At 65.0% G+C, this 13,687-nt stretch carries 24 protein-coding genes; all 24 read right to left on the bottom strand.

Annotation, left to right across the window (positions count from 1 at the left end):
• Window positions 1–343 precede the first annotated feature (343 nt).
• Complete coding sequence (locus B2515_RS15030) at window positions 344–997, bottom strand: adenylate kinase (RefSeq protein WP_293877724.1); 654 nt, start codon at window positions 995–997, stop codon at window positions 344–346.
• Between the two features lie 36 nt (window positions 998–1,033).
• A complete protein-coding gene (gene secY, locus B2515_RS15025) occupies window positions 1,034–2,398 on the bottom strand; it encodes a preprotein translocase subunit SecY (RefSeq protein ID WP_293877723.1) in 1,365 nt (454 codons plus the stop codon).
• Between the two features lie 176 nt (window positions 2,399–2,574).
• Window positions 2,575–3,117: a 50S ribosomal protein L15 gene (rplO, locus tag B2515_RS15020; protein WP_293877722.1), complete on the bottom strand. Its 543-nt coding sequence runs from the start codon at window positions 3,115–3,117 to the stop codon at window positions 2,575–2,577.
• A 109-nt stretch (window positions 3,118–3,226) separates the two neighbouring features.
• Window positions 3,227–3,403, bottom strand: a complete 177-nt coding sequence (gene rpmD, locus B2515_RS15015; RefSeq protein ID WP_293877721.1) for a 50S ribosomal protein L30 — start codon at window positions 3,401–3,403, stop codon at window positions 3,227–3,229.
• Between the two features lie 5 nt (window positions 3,404–3,408).
• The gene (gene rpsE, locus B2515_RS15010; RefSeq protein ID WP_293877720.1) at window positions 3,409–4,185 is read right to left on the bottom strand and encodes a 30S ribosomal protein S5; all 777 of its coding nucleotides are present in this window, start codon (window positions 4,183–4,185) and stop codon (window positions 3,409–3,411) included.
• A gap of 2 nt (window positions 4,186–4,187) precedes the next feature.
• A complete protein-coding gene (rplR, locus tag B2515_RS15005; RefSeq protein ID WP_293877719.1) occupies window positions 4,188–4,544 on the bottom strand; it encodes a 50S ribosomal protein L18 in 357 nt (118 codons plus the stop codon).
• Complete coding sequence (gene rplF / locus B2515_RS15000) at window positions 4,544–5,077, bottom strand: 50S ribosomal protein L6 (RefSeq protein ID WP_230629385.1); 534 nt, start codon at window positions 5,075–5,077, stop codon at window positions 4,544–4,546. Before rplF ends, rplR begins: the two co-directional genes overlap by 1 nt.
• Complete coding sequence (gene rpsH / locus B2515_RS14995) at window positions 5,077–5,472, bottom strand: 30S ribosomal protein S8 (RefSeq protein ID WP_163959475.1); 396 nt, start codon at window positions 5,470–5,472, stop codon at window positions 5,077–5,079. Before rpsH ends, rplF begins: the two co-directional genes overlap by 1 nt.
• A 10-nt stretch (window positions 5,473–5,482) precedes the next feature.
• A complete protein-coding gene (gene rpsN / locus B2515_RS14990; RefSeq protein WP_163959476.1) occupies window positions 5,483–5,788 on the bottom strand; it encodes a 30S ribosomal protein S14 in 306 nt (101 codons plus the stop codon).
• 41 nt (window positions 5,789–5,829) lie between these two features.
• Window positions 5,830–6,417: a 50S ribosomal protein L5 gene (gene rplE / locus B2515_RS14985; protein WP_293877718.1), complete on the bottom strand. Its 588-nt coding sequence runs from the start codon at window positions 6,415–6,417 to the stop codon at window positions 5,830–5,832.
• On the bottom strand, window positions 6,410–6,727 hold the full coding sequence (gene rplX / locus B2515_RS14980) for a 50S ribosomal protein L24 (RefSeq protein WP_293877717.1): 318 nt from the start codon (window positions 6,725–6,727) through the stop codon (window positions 6,410–6,412). Before rplX ends, rplE begins: the two co-directional genes overlap by 8 nt.
• Window positions 6,727–7,095 (bottom strand): 50S ribosomal protein L14, encoded by a 369-nt coding sequence (rplN, locus tag B2515_RS14975; protein ID WP_017979484.1) that lies wholly within the window; start codon window positions 7,093–7,095, stop codon window positions 6,727–6,729. The genes rplX and rplN overlap by 1 nt, the downstream gene beginning before the upstream one ends.
• Window positions 7,096–7,261: 166 nt before the next feature.
• Complete coding sequence (gene rpsQ, locus B2515_RS14970) at window positions 7,262–7,534, bottom strand: 30S ribosomal protein S17 (RefSeq protein ID WP_037534161.1); 273 nt, start codon at window positions 7,532–7,534, stop codon at window positions 7,262–7,264.
• Window positions 7,535–7,546: 12 nt separating this feature from the next.
• The gene (gene rpmC, locus B2515_RS14965; protein WP_163959479.1) at window positions 7,547–7,750 is read right to left on the bottom strand and encodes a 50S ribosomal protein L29; all 204 of its coding nucleotides are present in this window, start codon (window positions 7,748–7,750) and stop codon (window positions 7,547–7,549) included.
• Window positions 7,751–7,754: 4 nt separating this feature from the next.
• Window positions 7,755–8,189: a 50S ribosomal protein L16 gene (gene rplP / locus B2515_RS14960; RefSeq protein ID WP_293877716.1), complete on the bottom strand. Its 435-nt coding sequence runs from the start codon at window positions 8,187–8,189 to the stop codon at window positions 7,755–7,757.
• A 13-nt stretch (window positions 8,190–8,202) separates the two neighbouring features.
• Window positions 8,203–8,910: a 30S ribosomal protein S3 gene (gene rpsC / locus B2515_RS14955; protein ID WP_037534164.1), complete on the bottom strand. Its 708-nt coding sequence runs from the start codon at window positions 8,908–8,910 to the stop codon at window positions 8,203–8,205.
• A complete protein-coding gene (gene rplV, locus B2515_RS14950) occupies window positions 8,910–9,287 on the bottom strand; it encodes a 50S ribosomal protein L22 (RefSeq protein ID WP_163959481.1) in 378 nt (125 codons plus the stop codon). Before rplV ends, rpsC begins: the two co-directional genes overlap by 1 nt.
• The gene (rpsS, locus tag B2515_RS14945) at window positions 9,287–9,562 is read right to left on the bottom strand and encodes a 30S ribosomal protein S19 (protein WP_017979490.1); all 276 of its coding nucleotides are present in this window, start codon (window positions 9,560–9,562) and stop codon (window positions 9,287–9,289) included. Before rpsS ends, rplV begins: the two co-directional genes overlap by 1 nt.
• A gap of 2 nt (window positions 9,563–9,564) precedes the next feature.
• On the bottom strand, window positions 9,565–10,404 hold the full coding sequence (rplB, locus tag B2515_RS14940; protein WP_293877711.1) for a 50S ribosomal protein L2: 840 nt from the start codon (window positions 10,402–10,404) through the stop codon (window positions 9,565–9,567).
• A gap of 1 nt (window position 10,405) precedes the next feature.
• Window positions 10,406–10,720 carry a 50S ribosomal protein L23 gene (locus tag B2515_RS14935; RefSeq protein ID WP_293877709.1) on the bottom strand — a complete coding sequence of 105 codons (315 nt, stop codon included), beginning with the start codon at window positions 10,718–10,720 and terminating at the stop codon, window positions 10,406–10,408.
• On the bottom strand, window positions 10,713–11,339 hold the full coding sequence (gene rplD, locus B2515_RS14930) for a 50S ribosomal protein L4 (protein ID WP_293877708.1): 627 nt from the start codon (window positions 11,337–11,339) through the stop codon (window positions 10,713–10,715). The genes B2515_RS14935 and rplD overlap by 8 nt, the downstream gene beginning before the upstream one ends.
• Before the next feature lie 2 nt (window positions 11,340–11,341).
• A complete protein-coding gene (gene rplC / locus B2515_RS14925) occupies window positions 11,342–12,091 on the bottom strand; it encodes a 50S ribosomal protein L3 (RefSeq protein ID WP_293877707.1) in 750 nt (249 codons plus the stop codon).
• A 287-nt stretch (window positions 12,092–12,378) separates the two neighbouring features.
• Complete coding sequence (rpsJ, locus tag B2515_RS14920) at window positions 12,379–12,687, bottom strand: 30S ribosomal protein S10 (RefSeq protein WP_007406109.1); 309 nt, start codon at window positions 12,685–12,687, stop codon at window positions 12,379–12,381.
• A 258-nt stretch (window positions 12,688–12,945) separates the two neighbouring features.
• Window positions 12,946–13,687, bottom strand: a 742-nt coding sequence (locus B2515_RS14915) for an EF-Tu/IF-2/RF-3 family GTPase (protein ID WP_293877705.1), incomplete at its 5' end; no start/stop codon positions are given.

Below are 13,687 nucleotides of genomic sequence, written 5' to 3'. Positions count from 1 at the left end.
CTTCTACAGGAAAGGCCGGCGGAAAGCATCCCTTCCGCCGGCCCCCTACGGCACCCCCGGGAGTGTCGGGCACCGATCTCATCGAACTTGCCGGCCGCGCTGCGACCGTGGGTTCGTTGTAGGCGGAGGCGCTTGGCGGGGCGATGACCACGACATGACAAAAGCATCATGGTTGTCGCAATATGTGCCGGCCGGATGGTGGCCGGATGTCACGGCGAACGCCCGCCCGGCCGCCCCCGGCCGCTGCCGGAGCAGGCGTATGAGAGGGATCACAAACGCGGCAAACGTCCCGCCCCATGGCAGCGCAGGTCGTCCCTGCGTCGTGCCGGGGGGCGGGTCGGATCTAGGCCGCGTCGCCGTCCAGAATGCTCGCGATCGCCTGCGACACATGGTCGATGTCCGCCATGCCGTTCACGCGCTGCACCAGATTGCGGGTCTGGTAGATCGGCAGGATCGGCGCGGTCTTGGCGCGATATTCCTGCATGCGGGTGCGGACCGTCTCGGCATTGTCGTCCGGCCGGCGCTTGAACTCGGTCGAGCCGCAGACATCGCAGACGCCATCGACCTTCGGATGCTTGAACCGGTCGTGATAGCCTTCGCCGCACTTGGCGCAGGTATAGCGCCCCTCGACGCGCTCGATCAGCGCGGCTTCGTCGACCTCGAGTTCGATGACGTGATCGAGCGTCAGGCCGCGCGCCTCGAGCAACGAATCGAGCGCCTGCGCCTGCGCGGCGGTCCGCGGATAGCCATCGAAGATCGCCCCGCCGGCGACGCCCTGGTCGAGCCGCTCGCCGATCAGCGCCGAGACGATGTCGTCGGACACGAGTTCCCCCGCTTCCATCACCGCCTTCGCCTGCAACCCGACGGGCGTGCCCGCCTTGACCGCGGCACGCAACATGTCGCCGGTCGACAGCTGGACCATGCCGCGGGCGGCCATCAGCCGTTGCGCCTGGGTGCCCTTGCCCGCACCCGGCGGCCCAAGAAGGATGATGTTCACAGCCGCACTCCCCTGTTTACACGCGTCGCCCCGCCTTTAGCGGAGACGCCCGCCCTTCAGCTTCGCCTTCTTGATGAGATCGCCATACTGGTGGGCCAGCAGGTGCGACTGGATCTGCGTCACCGTATCCATGGTGACGTTGACCACGATCAGCAGGCTGGTGCCGCCCAGATAGAAGGGGATCGACAGCGCCGAGACGAGATATTCCGGCAACAGGCAGATGATCGTCAGATAGGCCGCGCCGATCACGGTGATGCGGGTCAGGACGTAATCGAAATAGGTCTCGGTGTTCTTGCCGGGACGGATGCCGGGGATGAAGCCGCCGTAGCGCTTCAGATTGTCCGCCGTTTCTTCGGGGTTGAACACCACCGCGGTGTAGAAGAACGAGAAGAAGATGATGCCGGCGGCGTAGAGCGCCATGTACACCGGCTGCCCGTGCGCCAGATACTGGTTGAGGGTGATGATGAAATCGCCCCACTTCGATTCGCCCGCGACGCGCTGCCCGGCGAACTGGCTGATCGTCAGCGGCATCAGCAGCAGCGACGAGGCGAAGATCGGCGGGATCACGCCCGCAGTGTTGATCTTCAGCGGCAGGTGGCTGCGATCGGCCTGCATGCCGCGCTGCGTCTGGCGCTTGGGATACTGGATCAGGATGCGGCGCTGCGCGCGTTCCATGAAGCAGATGAACAGGATCAGCGCGACGACCGCGATGACGATGCCGATCAGCCGGACCGCGTCGATCGAGCCGGACCGGCCGCCTTCGAGCAGGTTGACGAGCGTGGTCGGCAGATGCGCGACGATCCCGGCCATGATTATGAGCGACACGCCGTTGCCGATACCGCGGCTGGTGATCTGCTCGCCCAGCCACATCAGGAACATCGTGCCGCCGATCAGGCTGATGACCGCCGCGACGCGGAAGGTCATGCCCGGCTCGATCACCGCTGCGACGCCGTTGGTGGCACTGAGCGCCTCCAGCCCGACGGCGATGAAATAGCCCTGGATCGCGGTCAGCGCGACCGTCCCGTAGCGGGTATACTGGTTGAGCTTCTTGCGGCCCGATTCGCCTTCCTTCTTGATCGCGGCGAGCTGCGGCGACAGCGAGGTGGCGAGCTGCACGACGATCGAGGCGGTGATGTACGGCATCACGCCGAGCGCGATCAGCGACATGCGGCTGAGCGAACCGCCCGAGAAGGTGTTGAAGAAATCGAGGACGCCGCCCGTCGTCCGCTCGCTGAGCAGGTTGAGCGCGGTCGGGTCGATCCCCGGCAGCGGCACGTAGCTGAGCAGGCGGAAGACGATCAGCGCACCGATCGTGAACCACAGCCGCTTCTTGAGGTCGGTCGCCTTCGCGAATTTCGCGAGGCTGATGCTTTGCGCCATCTGGTCGGCTGCGGATGCCATGCGTGTCGGTGTCCTGGAAACAAAAACGGCGGGATGCGTTTGAACCGCCCCGCCGCTCATATAGTCATGCTCCGAAGGTTGTCTAACCTATAGAGCGATGTTCCCCGGCGAAGACCGGGGTCCAGTCGCGAGCGGCTCGTCACTGGACCCCGGCCTCCGCCGGGGAACAGAAGCGCTTACGCCTTGAACGACGCCTTCTTTTCCTGGCGTGCCTTATACTGCACGCCCTTCTTGGCGGCAGCCTTTTCGGCAGCGGGAACGACGACCGGGATCTCGAGCGAGCCGCCGGTCTTCTCGACCTGCGCCTTCGCGCCGGCCGATGCGCCCGCGACGTGGAACGCCAGCTTGGTGGTCAGTTCGCCCTTGGCGAGCAGACGGACGCCGTCCTTGCCACCACGGACGAGGCCGGCTGCCTTCAGCGCCGCCTGGTCGATCGTGCCCTCGGCCGACAGCTTGCCCGCGTCGATCGCCTTCTGGATCGCCCCGGTGTTCACCTCGGCATAATCCTTGGCGAAGATGTTGTTGAAGCCACGCTTCGGCAGACGCATGTGGAGCGGCATCTGGCCGCCCTCGAAGCCGGCGATGCTGACGCCCTCGCGGCTCTTCTGACCCTTCTGGCCGCGGCCGCCGGTCTTGCCCTTGCCCGAGCCGATGCCGCGTCCGACGCGGATCTTGGACTTGCGGGCACCCTGGTTGTCGCGGAGTTCGTTGAGCTTCATGATATGCACTCGCTTTCGCTTTTGTCGCGCGGACGGAAAAACATGGAAAAAGGAAGGGGGCCGGTTAGCCCCCTTCCCCGTATTTGTCACTAGGTGAACGCGAAGGGGGTTAGCCCTGCACCTCGACCATGTGCTGCACCTTGCGGATCATCCCGCGGACCTCGGGGCTGTCTTCCAGCTCCGAGATCTTGTGCATCTTGTTGAGGCCGAGACCGATCAGCGTCGCGCGCTGGTCCTTGGTCCGGCGGATCGGCGAACCGGTCTGCTTGATCTTGATAGTCGCCATGTCGATTACTCCACGACGGCCGCAGCATCCGCCTCGGCGGTCTGCGAACCACCGCGGCCGAGCAGGTCGGCGATCTTCTTGCCACGGCGCTGCGCGACCGACTTCGGCGAAGTCTGCTCACCCAGTGCCTCGAACGTGGCGCGGATCATGTTGTAGGGGTTGGACGTGCCGATCGACTTGGTCACGACGTCGGCGACACCCAGGCTCTCGAAGATGGCGCGCATCGGGCCACCCGCGATGATGCCGGTGCCCTGCGGCGCCGAACGGAGCGTCACGCGACCGGCACCGAAGTGGCCGTTGCCGTCATGATGCAGCGTACGGCCGTCCTTCAGGGGAACGCGAACCATCGCCTTCTTCGCGGCCGCAGTGGCCTTGGAGATGGCTTCCGGCACTTCGCGCGCCTTGCCGTGGCCGAAGCCGACCCGGCCCTTGCCGTCGCCCACGACGACCAACGCCGCGAAGCCGAAGCGCTTGCCGCCCTTCACCGTCTTCGAGACGCGGTTGATGTGAACCAGCTTCTCGATCAGCTCTTCGCCGCCATCGTCCTGACCGGGACGACCGCCACGATTGTCGCGACCGCGACCGCCGTCACGACCGCCGCGATTGCCGCCGGGGCCACCCGGACCACGACCGCCACCGCCACCACCGCGACCGCCGCGGGGGCCACCACGACCACCGCCGGGACCGCCGAAGCCGCCCTGCTGGCCACCCTGGGGGGCCGCATTGGCCTCCTGGGGAGCGCCTTCAGCCGCTGCCGGCTGCACGTTGTTCTCGTCAGCCATTATTAGAACTCCAATCCGGCTTCACGCGCGGCCTCGGCCAGCGCCTTGACACGACCGTGATAGAGGAAGCCGCCACGATCGAACACGACCTGCGTCACGCCCGCTTCCTTGGCCTTTTCCGCCACGCGGGTGCCGACTGCGGTCGCTGCCGCGACGTTGGCGCCCGACTGGTCGCGCACGTCCTTTTCCAGCGTCGATGCCGACGCGACGGTCTTGCCGGCGACGTCGTCGATGACCTGGGCATAGATGTGCTTGCCCGAACGATGGATCGACAGCCGCGGACGGGTGCCGGCACGCGCCTTCAGCGCGGTACGATTGCGCCGACGGCGCTTCGCGAAAAGAGAGAGACCCTTGGTCATTACTTCTTCTTCCCTTCCTTGCGGAAGATGAACTCGCCGTCGTACTTGATGCCCTTGCCCTTATAGGGCTCCGGCTTGCGCCACTGACGAATCTCGGCGGCCAGCTGGCCGACCTTCTGCTTGTCCGAGCCGCTGATCTCGACGGTGGTGGCGTCCGGCGTCTTGACCTCGATGCCTTCCGGCACGTCGATGTTGACGTCGTGGCTGTAGCCGAGCTGCAGCTTGAGGTTGCGACCCTGCGCCGCGGCACGATAGCCGACGCCGGTGATGAGCAGCTTCTTGGTGAAGCCGTCGGTCACGCCGGTCACCAGGTTCTGCACCATCGTGCGCTGCATGCCCCAGAAGGCACGGGCGCGCTTGGTGTCGTTCGCGGGCTGCACCGAAATGCCGCCATCCTCGATCGTGTAGCTGATCTCGTCGCGCATCGGCATGGTGAGGGTGCCCTTGGGACCCTTCACGCTGATGATGCCCTTGTCGATCGACGGCGTCACGCCGGCCGGGACGGGAACCGGCTTCTTACCGATGCGGCTCATCAGAAGACCTCCGCAAGGACTTCGCCGCCGACATTCTGCTCGCGCGCTTCCGCGTCGGACAGAACGCCGCGAGGCGTCGAGACGATGGTGATGCCGAGGCCGTTGCGGACGCGCGGCAGTTCCTGCGAGCCGGAATAGACGCGGCGGCCGGGCTTCGAGACGCGCGCGACGTGCTTGATCGCCGGCTGGCCCTCGAAATACTTCAGCTCGATGCGGACGCCGGCGGCCGGGCCCATCTGCTCGTCGCTGTAGCCACGGATGTAGCCTTCGCGCTGGAGCACGTCGAGGACGCGGATGCGCAGCTTCGACGAGGGCGAAAGGACGGAGTCCTTCTTCGCGCGCTGGCCGTTGCGGATGCGGGTGAGCAAATCACCCAGGGGATCGGTCAATGCCATGATTGAATCCTTACCAGCTCGACTTGGTGAGGCCCGGGATCATGCCCTTGTTGGCCAGATCACGAAGCATCACGCGAGCGAGACGGAACTTGCGGTAGTAAGCGCGCGGACGACCAGTGATCTCGCAACGGTTGCGGATCCGGGTCGGGTTCGAGTTGCGCGGCAGTTCCGCCATCTTGAGGCGGGCGATCAGACGCTCGCTCTCGTCGAGGCTCTGGTCATTGGCCATCGCCTTCAGCTTCGCCAGCTTGGGAGCATATTGCTTCACAAGCTTCTTGCGACGCTCATTCTTGTTGATCGAACTCAGTTTCGCCATGGACTTAAGCTCTCTTCCTTACTTCAGAAAAGCGAGGCTGCTCACGCAGCCTGCTTCTGCTCTTCAGCCTCGGGCTGAGGAAACGGGAAACCGAACAGACGCAGCAGCTCGCGCGCCTCGTCGTCGGTCTTCGCAGTGGTGGTGACGATCACGTCCATGCCGCGCACCTTGTCGATGCGGTCATAGTTGATCTCGGGGAACACGATCTGCTCCTTGATGCCGCAGGCGTAATTGCCACGGCCGTCGAAGCTCTTCGGGTTGAGCCCGCGGAAATCGCGGACGCGGGGAAGCGCGATCGTGATGAACCGGTCGAGGAATTCGTACATGCGCTCGCGGCGAAGGGTGACCTTCACGCCGATCGGCATGCCTTCACGCAGCTTGAACTGCGCGATCGACTTCTTCGCCTTGGTGATCACCGGCTTCTGACCGGCGATCAGCTCCATCTCGGAAGCGGCCTGGTCGACGCGCTTCTTGTCCTGGGTCGCCTCGCCGACACCCATGTTCAGGACGATCTTGTCCAGACGCGGGATCTCGTTGACGTTCTTGTAGCCGAACTTCTCGACCATCGCCTTGATGATGGTCTCTTCGTAGAGGCCCTTCATCCGGGGCTTGTAGACTGCATCAGCCATCGATCTTGTCTCCGGTCTTGACGGCCACGCGGACCTTCTTGCCGTCCTGCGTCTCGAAACGGACGCGGGTGGGCTCGCCGTCGGCGGTCACGTGCGCGACCTTCGAGATGTGCAGCGGCGCTTCGATCTTCTCGAGGCCGCCCTGCGGGTTCGCCTGGGTCGGCTTCTTGTGGCGGGTCGCAATGTTCACGCCCTCGACCACGACCTTGCCGTCCTTGGGCATCGCCAGCGTCACGGTGCCGGTCTTGCCCTTGTCCTTGCCGGACAGAACGACGACGCGGTCACCCTTCTTGATCTTCGCGGCAGCCATTACAGCACCTCGGGAGCGAGAGAGATGATCTTCATGTGCTTCTTGCCACGCAGCTCGCGCACGACCGGGCCGAAGATACGGGTGCCGATCGGCTCCTCGTTCTTGTTGACCAGGACGGCGGCGTTGCCGTCGAAGCGGATGGTCGAGCCATCGGCACGGTGGATGTCCTTGGCGGTGCGGACGATGACGGCGCGATGCACGTCACCCTTCTTCACCTTACCGCGGGGCTGTGCTTCCTTGATGCTGACGACGATGATGTCGCCAACCGATGCCGTGCGACGCTTCGAGCCGCCCAGCACCTTGATGCACTGCACCCGCTTCGCGCCGCTGTTGTCAGCGACGTCGAGATTGGATTGCATCTGGATCATCGATCCATTTCCTTCTCGTCTATGGGGTGGATACCGACCCAACCCCGCCTAAAATAATGACCCCGGCGCAGCGAACTGCACCGGGGGAGCGGCCCTGTAACCACTCCGCTGGCAGGAGGCAAGCCCCCTGCCCTCATCCGGTCAGCCGGCCGGAGCCGGCACCGGATTATGCGTCGACGTCGACCCGCTCGGGCGTCGCATGGGTGTTGACCCGATCGACGACCTTCCAGGTCTTCAGCTTGGAGATCGGCGCGGTCTCTTCGATGCGCACGGTCTCACCCTGCTTGTATTCGTTCGCCTCGTCATGGGCGTGGTACTTCTTCGAACGACGGATGATCTTGCCGTAGAGCGGGTGCTTGACCTTGCGCTCGACATTCACAACCACCGTCTTGTCGCCCTTGTCGGAGACGATCAGCCCGGTCAGCACGCGCTTAGGCATGTGCTACTATCCTTACTTGGCAGCCGCGGCGCTGGTGCGCTGCGCCTGGAGGGTCTTGATCCGCGCGATGTCGCGACGGACTTCCTTGACGCGGCTCGGCTTTTCGAGCTGGTTCGTCGCCGCCTGGAAGCGGAGATTGAACTGCTCGCGCTTCAGCTGGCCGAGGTTCTCGGACAGCTGATCGTCGCTCTGGCTGACGAAATCGGTCTTTGCCATGATATCATTCGCCTCCGAGGTGGCTGGTGTCACCCAGGCGGGCGACGACCTTGACTTTGATCGGGAGCTTCATCGCGGCGCGCTCGAACGCTTCGGCAGCGATCTTGCCTTCGACGCCGTCGAGCTCGAACAGGATCCGGCCCGGCTTGACGCGGGCGGCCCAGAACTCCGGCGAACCCTTGCCCGAGCCCATGCGGACTTCGGCCGGCTTCGACGAGACGGGAACGTCCGGGAAGATGCGGATCCACAAACGCCCCTGGCGCTTGATGTGACGCGTGATCGCGCGGCGGGCCGCCTCGATCTGGCGTGCGGTGATCCGCTCCGGCTCCATCGCCTTCAGGCCGTACGACCCGAAGTTGAGGCTGGTGCCACCCTTGGCGTCGCCATGGATGCGGCCCTTGAAGGCCTTGCGGAATTTGGTGCGCTTTGGCTGCAACATATCGTGTCAGTCCTTAACGACGGTCGTCGCGGGCCGGGCGGACGCCGGAGGTCTGAGCCTCCATCATCAGCCGGTCCTGCGCCATCGGGTCATGGCCGAGGATCTCGCCCTTGAAGACCCAGACCTTCACGCCGCACACGCCGTAGGACGTGTGGGCCTGGGCCTCGGCATAATCGATGTTCGCGCGCAGCGTGTGCAGCGGAACCCGACCTTCGCGATAGCTTTCCGAACGCGCGATCTCGGCGCCGCCGAGGCGGCCGCCGCAGGCGACGCGGATGCCGTCGGCACCCAGGCGCATCGCCGACTGCACCGCACGCTTCATGGCGCGGCGGAAGGCGATACGGCGCTCGAGCTGATCGGCGATCCCCTGTGCGACGAGCTTGGCGTCGATCTCCGGCTTGCGGATCTCGACGATGTTCAGCGACACGTCGGACTTGGTCATCGCGCCGATCGTCTTGCGCAGCTTCTCGATGTCCGAGCCCTTCTTGCCGATGATGACACCGGGACGGGCAGCGAAGATCGAGATGCGGCACAGCTTGGCCGGACGCTCGATGACGACCTTGGAGATGGCGGCCTGCGGCAGCGTCTTCATGATGAAGGCGCGGATCTTCAGATCCTCCAGCAGCAGCTGGCCATAATCATGGCCCTCGGCGAACCAGCGGCTGTCCCAGGTCCGGTTGATCTGGAGCCGCATGCCGATGGGGTTGCTCTTGTGACCCATTATGCTTCTTCCTGCTCGCGCACGACGATGCGCAGACGGCTGAACGGCTTCAGGATGCGGGTGGACTTGCCACGGCCGCGGGTCGCGAAGCGCTTCATGGTGATCGACTTGCCGACCGACGCCTCGGCGACGACGAGGGCGTCGACGTCGAGGTTGTGGTTGTTCTCGGCATTGGCGATGGCCGAGGCCAGCACCTTGCGCGCGTCGACCGCCATCGCCTTCGTCGAGAAGGCAAGGATGTTCATCGCGTCGCCGACCGGCTTGTTGCGGATCAGGGCAGCGACCAGGTTCAGCTTCTGCGCCGAACCGCGGATCTGCGTGCCGACGGAAAGGGCTTCCTTTTCGCCGACCTTGCGGGGGGAGACTGGCTTGCTCATCAGCGCTTGCCCTTCTTGTCGGCGGCGTGGCCGGGGAAATAGCGCGTCGGCGCGAATTCACCCAGCTTCATGCCGACCATGTCTTCATTGACCGACACCGGCACGAACTTGCGGCCGTTGTAGACGTTGAACGTGAGGCCGACGAACGACGGCAGGATGGTGGAACGACGCGACCAGGTCTTGATCGGCGCGCGGCCACCGGCGTCCTGCGCGGTTTCCGCCTTCTTGAGAAGGCTCAGTTCGACGAACGGGCCCTTCCAGACTGAACGAGCCATGGTTAGCCCTTCCTCTTAGTCGAATGACGCGACCGGATAATCATCTTGTCGGTCGACTTATTGTGACGGGTGCGCGCACCCTTCGTCGGCTTGCCCCACGGGGTGACCGGATGACGGCCGCCCGAGGTCCGACCTTCACCACCGCCGTGCGGATGGTCGACCGGGTTCTTGGCGACGCCGCGGGTCAGCGGACGCTTGCCCATCCAGCGCGAACGCCCGGCCTTGCCGAGGTTCTGGTTCTGGTTGTCCGGGTTCGACACCGCACCGACCGTCGCCATGCACTCGCCACGGATGTAGCGCTGCTCGCCCGAGTTGAGGCGGACGATGACCATGCCGCGGTCGCGACCCACGACCTGCACGTAGGTGCCGGCCGAACGGGCGATCTGGCCACCCTTGCCCGGCTTCATCTCCACGTTGTGGACGATGGTGCCGACGGGGACCTGGCCGATCTCCATCGCGTTGCCCGGCTTGGTGTCGGTCTTCTTGGCCGCGAGGACCTTGTCGCCCGGCGCCAGACGCTGCGGCGCGATGATGTAGGCCAGCTCTTCGTCGGCATACTTCACCAGCGCGATGAACGCGGTGCGGTTGGGATCGTACTCGAGCCGCTCGACGGTGCCCTCGACGTCCCACTTGCGACGCTTGAAGTCGACGTAGCGGTACTTCTGCTTGTGACCGCCGGCGATGCCGCGCGAGGTCACATGGCCCTTGTTGTTGCGACCACCGGTCTTGCGCTTGCCTTCGGTCAGCGCCTTGACCGGCTTGCCCTTGTACAGGCTGGACTTGTCGACGAGGATCAGGCCGCGGCGGGCCGGGCTCGTCGGGTTATAATGCTTGAGTGCCATCTTACTTGGCCCCCTCGGTTACGTCGATCGACTGGCCGTCCTTCAGGGTGACAATGGCCTTCTTCATGTCGGAGCGCTGGTAGGGAGCGCCCTTCCACTTCTTGGTCTTGCCCTTCTGGACGATCGTGTTCACGCCGGTCACGGTGACGTCGAAGATAGCTTCGACGGCAGCCTTGATCTGCGGCTTGGTCGCGTCGTTCGCAACCTTGAACACGACGGCGTTGTGCTCGGAGAGCAGCGTCGCCTTCTCGGTGATGTGCGGCGCGACGATCACGTCATAATGACGGTTGTCGACGGCCTTCTGCTGCTTAGCCATTGAAGCGAGCCTCCAGCTTCTCGACCGCCGCGCGGGTCAGCACCAGCGTGTCAGCCTTCAGGATGTCATAGACGTTGGCACCGGCCGACGGCATCACGTTGATGCCATGGAGGTTGCCAGCGGCCAGCGCGAAGCTCGTCTCGACGGCGTCGCCATCGATGACCAGCGCGGTCTTGCCGAAGCCGACCTTGGCGAGATCGCCGACCAGCGTCTTGGTCTTGTTGCCCTCGACCACGATGCTGTCCATGACGATCAGCGAGCCGGCCTTGGCATGGCTCGACAGAGCCATCTTGAGACCGAGCGCGCGAACCTTCTTGTTCAGGCCGGGGTTGAAGTCGCGGACGCGGGCGCCGTGAGCCTTACCACCGCCGATGAAGACGGGAGCGCGACGATCGCCATGGCGAGCCGTACCGCCGCCCTTCTGGCGACCGAACTTCTTGCCGGTGCGGGCGACGTCCGCACGCTCGCGGGTGCCACGAGCCGTCTCGCGACGCTTCTCGAGCTGCCAGGTGACCACGCGGTGCAGGATGTCGGCGCGCGGATCGAGGCCGAAGACCTCGTCGTTGAGCTCGACGTCCGCCGCAGCGGTGCCGGCGAAGGATTGAACCTTGACCTTCACGTTCAGCCCTCCTGGCCGTCGGTAGCTTCCGGCGCGCTCGTCTCTGCGGGCGTGTCGGCTGCGGTGTTGCTGTTGGCAGCCTGCTTCAGGCTGGCGGGATAGGGAGCCTCGGCATGCGCCTTGACCTTGACCGCGTCCTTCACGAACAGCCAGCCGCCCTTCGAACCGGGGACCGAACCCTTCACGAAGATCAGACCGCGCTCGGCGTCGGTGCCGACGACCTCGAGGTTCTGCTGCGTGCGATACTTGTCGCCCATGTGGCCGGCCATCTTCTTGTTCTTGAAGACGCGACCCGGATCCTGACGCTGACCGGTCGAACCGAGCGAACGGTGCGACACCGACACGCCGTGCGTCGCGCGCAGACCGCCGAAGTTCCAGCGCTTCATGCCGCCGGCGAAGCCCTTACCCTGGGTACGACCCTGGATATCGACCAGCTGGCCAGCGACGAAATGCTCTGCCGAGATCTCTGCGCCGACGTCGAGGAGATTGTCCTCGGTGACGCGGAATTCGGCGACGACCGCCTTGGGCTCGACTTCGGCCTTGCCGAAGTGGCCGCGCTGCGGCTTGGCGACATTCTTAGCCTTGGCGACGCCAGCACCGAGCTGGACGGCGGTATAGCCATCACGATCTTGTTCGCGACGGGCAATGACCTGGAGGCCTTCGAGTTGCAGAACGGTGACCGGCACGTGGCGGCCGTCGTCCTGGAACAGGCGGGTCATACCCATTTTCTTCGCGATCACGCCAGTACGCATGATCCTGCACTCCTTTTACAGAGGCACGCCCGGGACCATTCCCGTGCGTGCGTGCGACACCGCCGAAACGGTGCCAGTCCAGCCCGTAGGTCTTTGCGTCGCCCCGTCCCGGGCTGGTCGCCCCCGTTGCCGGGGACATGACGGGAGACGCTGTCCCGGCTCCGGGGAGCCGGCGGTATCTCGTGTCTGTCAGGTGCTCCGCAGGACGGAGTTCCCAAACCGGCCGCTCCGCCAGGGCGGAAACGGCAAACCCGCGGGAATCGACGTCGACCGCGGGATGCGGGCCATTACGCCAGCTTGATCTCGACGTCAACGCCCGCGGCGAGGTCGAGCTTCATCAGCGCGTCGACCGTCTGCGGGGTCGGCTGCACGATGTCGAGCATGCGCTTGTAGGTGCGGACCTCGAACTGCTCGCGCGACTTCTTGTCGATGTGCGGACCGCGGTTGACGGTGAACTTCTCGATGCGCGTGGGCAGCGGAATCGGACCGCGGATGAGCGCGCCGGTACGACGCGCGGTGTCGGCGATGTCGCCGGTCGCCTGGTCGAGCACGCGATGATCGAACGCCTTGAGGCGAATGCGGATGTTGCTGTCCATGATCCCTACCGATGCGATGGAGCACGACCCCGGCCGTCTCCTCCGCATGGAAGCGTAGGACTCGTGCCGCTGGTGCTGGACCGGCGGGATGAGACCCCCACGCTGGGCGGGGGCGACGAGAAAGAGCCGTAACTCAGTAAAACTTGAAGGGGCGCCCTTAAAGGAGCCCTCATTAAATGGCAACGGCCCGACTCTCCTTTTTTGAGGAGAGCCGGGCCGCCGCGTGTCGGGCCGGCGCCGGGGCGCCGATCCGCTATCTTACTTGTCGATGCCGCTCACGACGCCCGCGCCGACGGTACGACCGCCCTCACGGATGGTGAAGCGCTGGCCGACGTCCATGGCGATCGGCGCGATCAGCTTGATGCCGAGGGCGATGTTGTCGCCCGGCATCACCATCTCGGTGCCCTCGGGCAGCTCGACGGTGCCGGTCACGTCCGTGGTGCGGAAGTAGAACTGCGGACGATAGTTGGTGAAGAACGGGGTGTGACGGCCGCCCTCTTCCTTGGTCAGGATGTAGGCTTCGGCGACGAACTTGGTGTGCGGGGTGATGGAGCCCGGCTTGCACAGCACCTGGCCGCGCTCGACGTCTTCACGCTTGGTGCCGCGCAGCAGAACGCCGACGTTGTCGCCCGCCTGGCCCTGGTCCAGCAGCTTGCGGAACATTTCCACGCCCGTGCAGGTCGTCTTCTGGACCGGACGGATGCCGACGATCTCGACTTCCTCACCGACCTTGACGATGCCGCGCTCGACGCGGCCGGTCACGACCGTACCACGGCCCGAGATCGAGAAGACGTCTTCCACCGGCATCAGGAACGGCAGGTCGATCGGACGCTCCGGCTGCGGGATGTAGGCGTCGACCGTTTCCATCAGCGCCAGAACGCGCTGTTCGCCGATTTCCGGGTTCACGCCGTCGGTCGCGGCCTTGGCCGAACCCATGGTGATCGGAATGTCGTCGCCCGGGAACTGGTACGACGAAAGCAGCTCGCGCACTTCCATCTCG

The sequence above is a fragment of the Sphingomonas sp. UBA978 genome (assembly GCF_002292295.1).
Taxonomy (GTDB): domain Bacteria; phylum Pseudomonadota; class Alphaproteobacteria; order Sphingomonadales; family Sphingomonadaceae; genus Sphingomonas.
The sequence above is the reverse complement of the archived record's forward strand: the minus strand, read 5'-3'. Positions and strand labels throughout refer to the sequence as shown.

Excerpts from the sequence above, each read along its gene's own strand:
- rplF (WP_230629385.1), bottom strand. The coding sequence starts at position 5,077 with ATGAGCCGCATCGGTAAGAAGCCGGTTCCCGTCCCGGCCGGCGTGACG.
- rpsH (WP_163959475.1), bottom strand. The coding sequence starts at position 5,472 with ATGGCATTGACCGATCCCCTGGGTGATTTGCTCACCCGCATCCGCAAC.
- rplP (WP_293877716.1), bottom strand. The coding sequence starts at position 8,189 with ATGTTGCAGCCAAAGCGCACCAAATTCCGCAAGGCCTTCAAGGGCCGC.
- rplR (WP_293877719.1), bottom strand. The coding sequence starts at position 4,544 with ATGACCAAGGGTCTCTCTCTTTTCGCGAAGCGCCGTCGGCGCAATCGT.
- rpsQ (WP_037534161.1), bottom strand. The coding sequence starts at position 7,534 with ATGCCTAAGCGCGTGCTGACCGGGCTGATCGTCTCCGACAAGGGCGAC.
- rpsJ (WP_007406109.1), bottom strand. The coding sequence starts at position 12,687 with ATGGACAGCAACATCCGCATTCGCCTCAAGGCGTTCGATCATCGCGTG.
- rplX (WP_293877717.1), bottom strand. The coding sequence starts at position 6,727 with ATGGCTGCCGCGAAGATCAAGAAGGGTGACCGCGTCGTCGTTCTGTCC.
- secY (WP_293877723.1), bottom strand. The coding sequence starts at position 2,398 with ATGGCATCCGCAGCCGACCAGATGGCGCAAAGCATCAGCCTCGCGAAA.
- rplC (WP_293877707.1), bottom strand. The coding sequence starts at position 12,091 with ATGCGTACTGGCGTGATCGCGAAGAAAATGGGTATGACCCGCCTGTTC.
- rplB (WP_293877711.1), bottom strand. The coding sequence starts at position 10,404 with ATGGCACTCAAGCATTATAACCCGACGAGCCCGGCCCGCCGCGGCCTG.
- rplO (WP_293877722.1), bottom strand. The coding sequence starts at position 3,117 with ATGAAGCTCAACGAACTCCGCGACAACCAGGGTGCCCGCAAGTCCAAG.
- rplE (WP_293877718.1), bottom strand. The coding sequence starts at position 6,417 with ATGGCTGATGCAGTCTACAAGCCCCGGATGAAGGGCCTCTACGAAGAG.
- rpmC (WP_163959479.1), bottom strand. The coding sequence starts at position 7,750 with ATGGCAAAGACCGATTTCGTCAGCCAGAGCGACGATCAGCTGTCCGAG.
- rpsS (WP_017979490.1), bottom strand. The coding sequence starts at position 9,562 with ATGGCTCGTTCAGTCTGGAAGGGCCCGTTCGTCGAACTGAGCCTTCTC.
- rplV (WP_163959481.1), bottom strand. The coding sequence starts at position 9,287 with ATGAGCAAGCCAGTCTCCCCCCGCAAGGTCGGCGAAAAGGAAGCCCTT.
- rpmD (WP_293877721.1), bottom strand. The coding sequence starts at position 3,403 with ATGGCGACTATCAAGATCAAGCAGACCGGTTCGCCGATCCGCCGGACC.
- rpsE (WP_293877720.1), bottom strand. The coding sequence starts at position 4,185 with ATGGCTGACGAGAACAACGTGCAGCCGGCAGCGGCTGAAGGCGCTCCC.
- rpsC (WP_037534164.1), bottom strand. The coding sequence starts at position 8,910 with ATGGGTCACAAGAGCAACCCCATCGGCATGCGGCTCCAGATCAACCGG.
- B2515_RS14935 (WP_293877709.1), bottom strand. The coding sequence starts at position 10,720 with ATGGCTAAGCAGCAGAAGGCCGTCGACAACCGTCATTATGACGTGATC.
- rplN (WP_017979484.1), bottom strand. The coding sequence starts at position 7,095 with ATGATCCAGATGCAATCCAATCTCGACGTCGCTGACAACAGCGGCGCG.
- rpsN (WP_163959476.1), bottom strand. The coding sequence starts at position 5,788 with ATGGCGAAACTGAGTTCGATCAACAAGAATGAGCGTCGCAAGAAGCTT.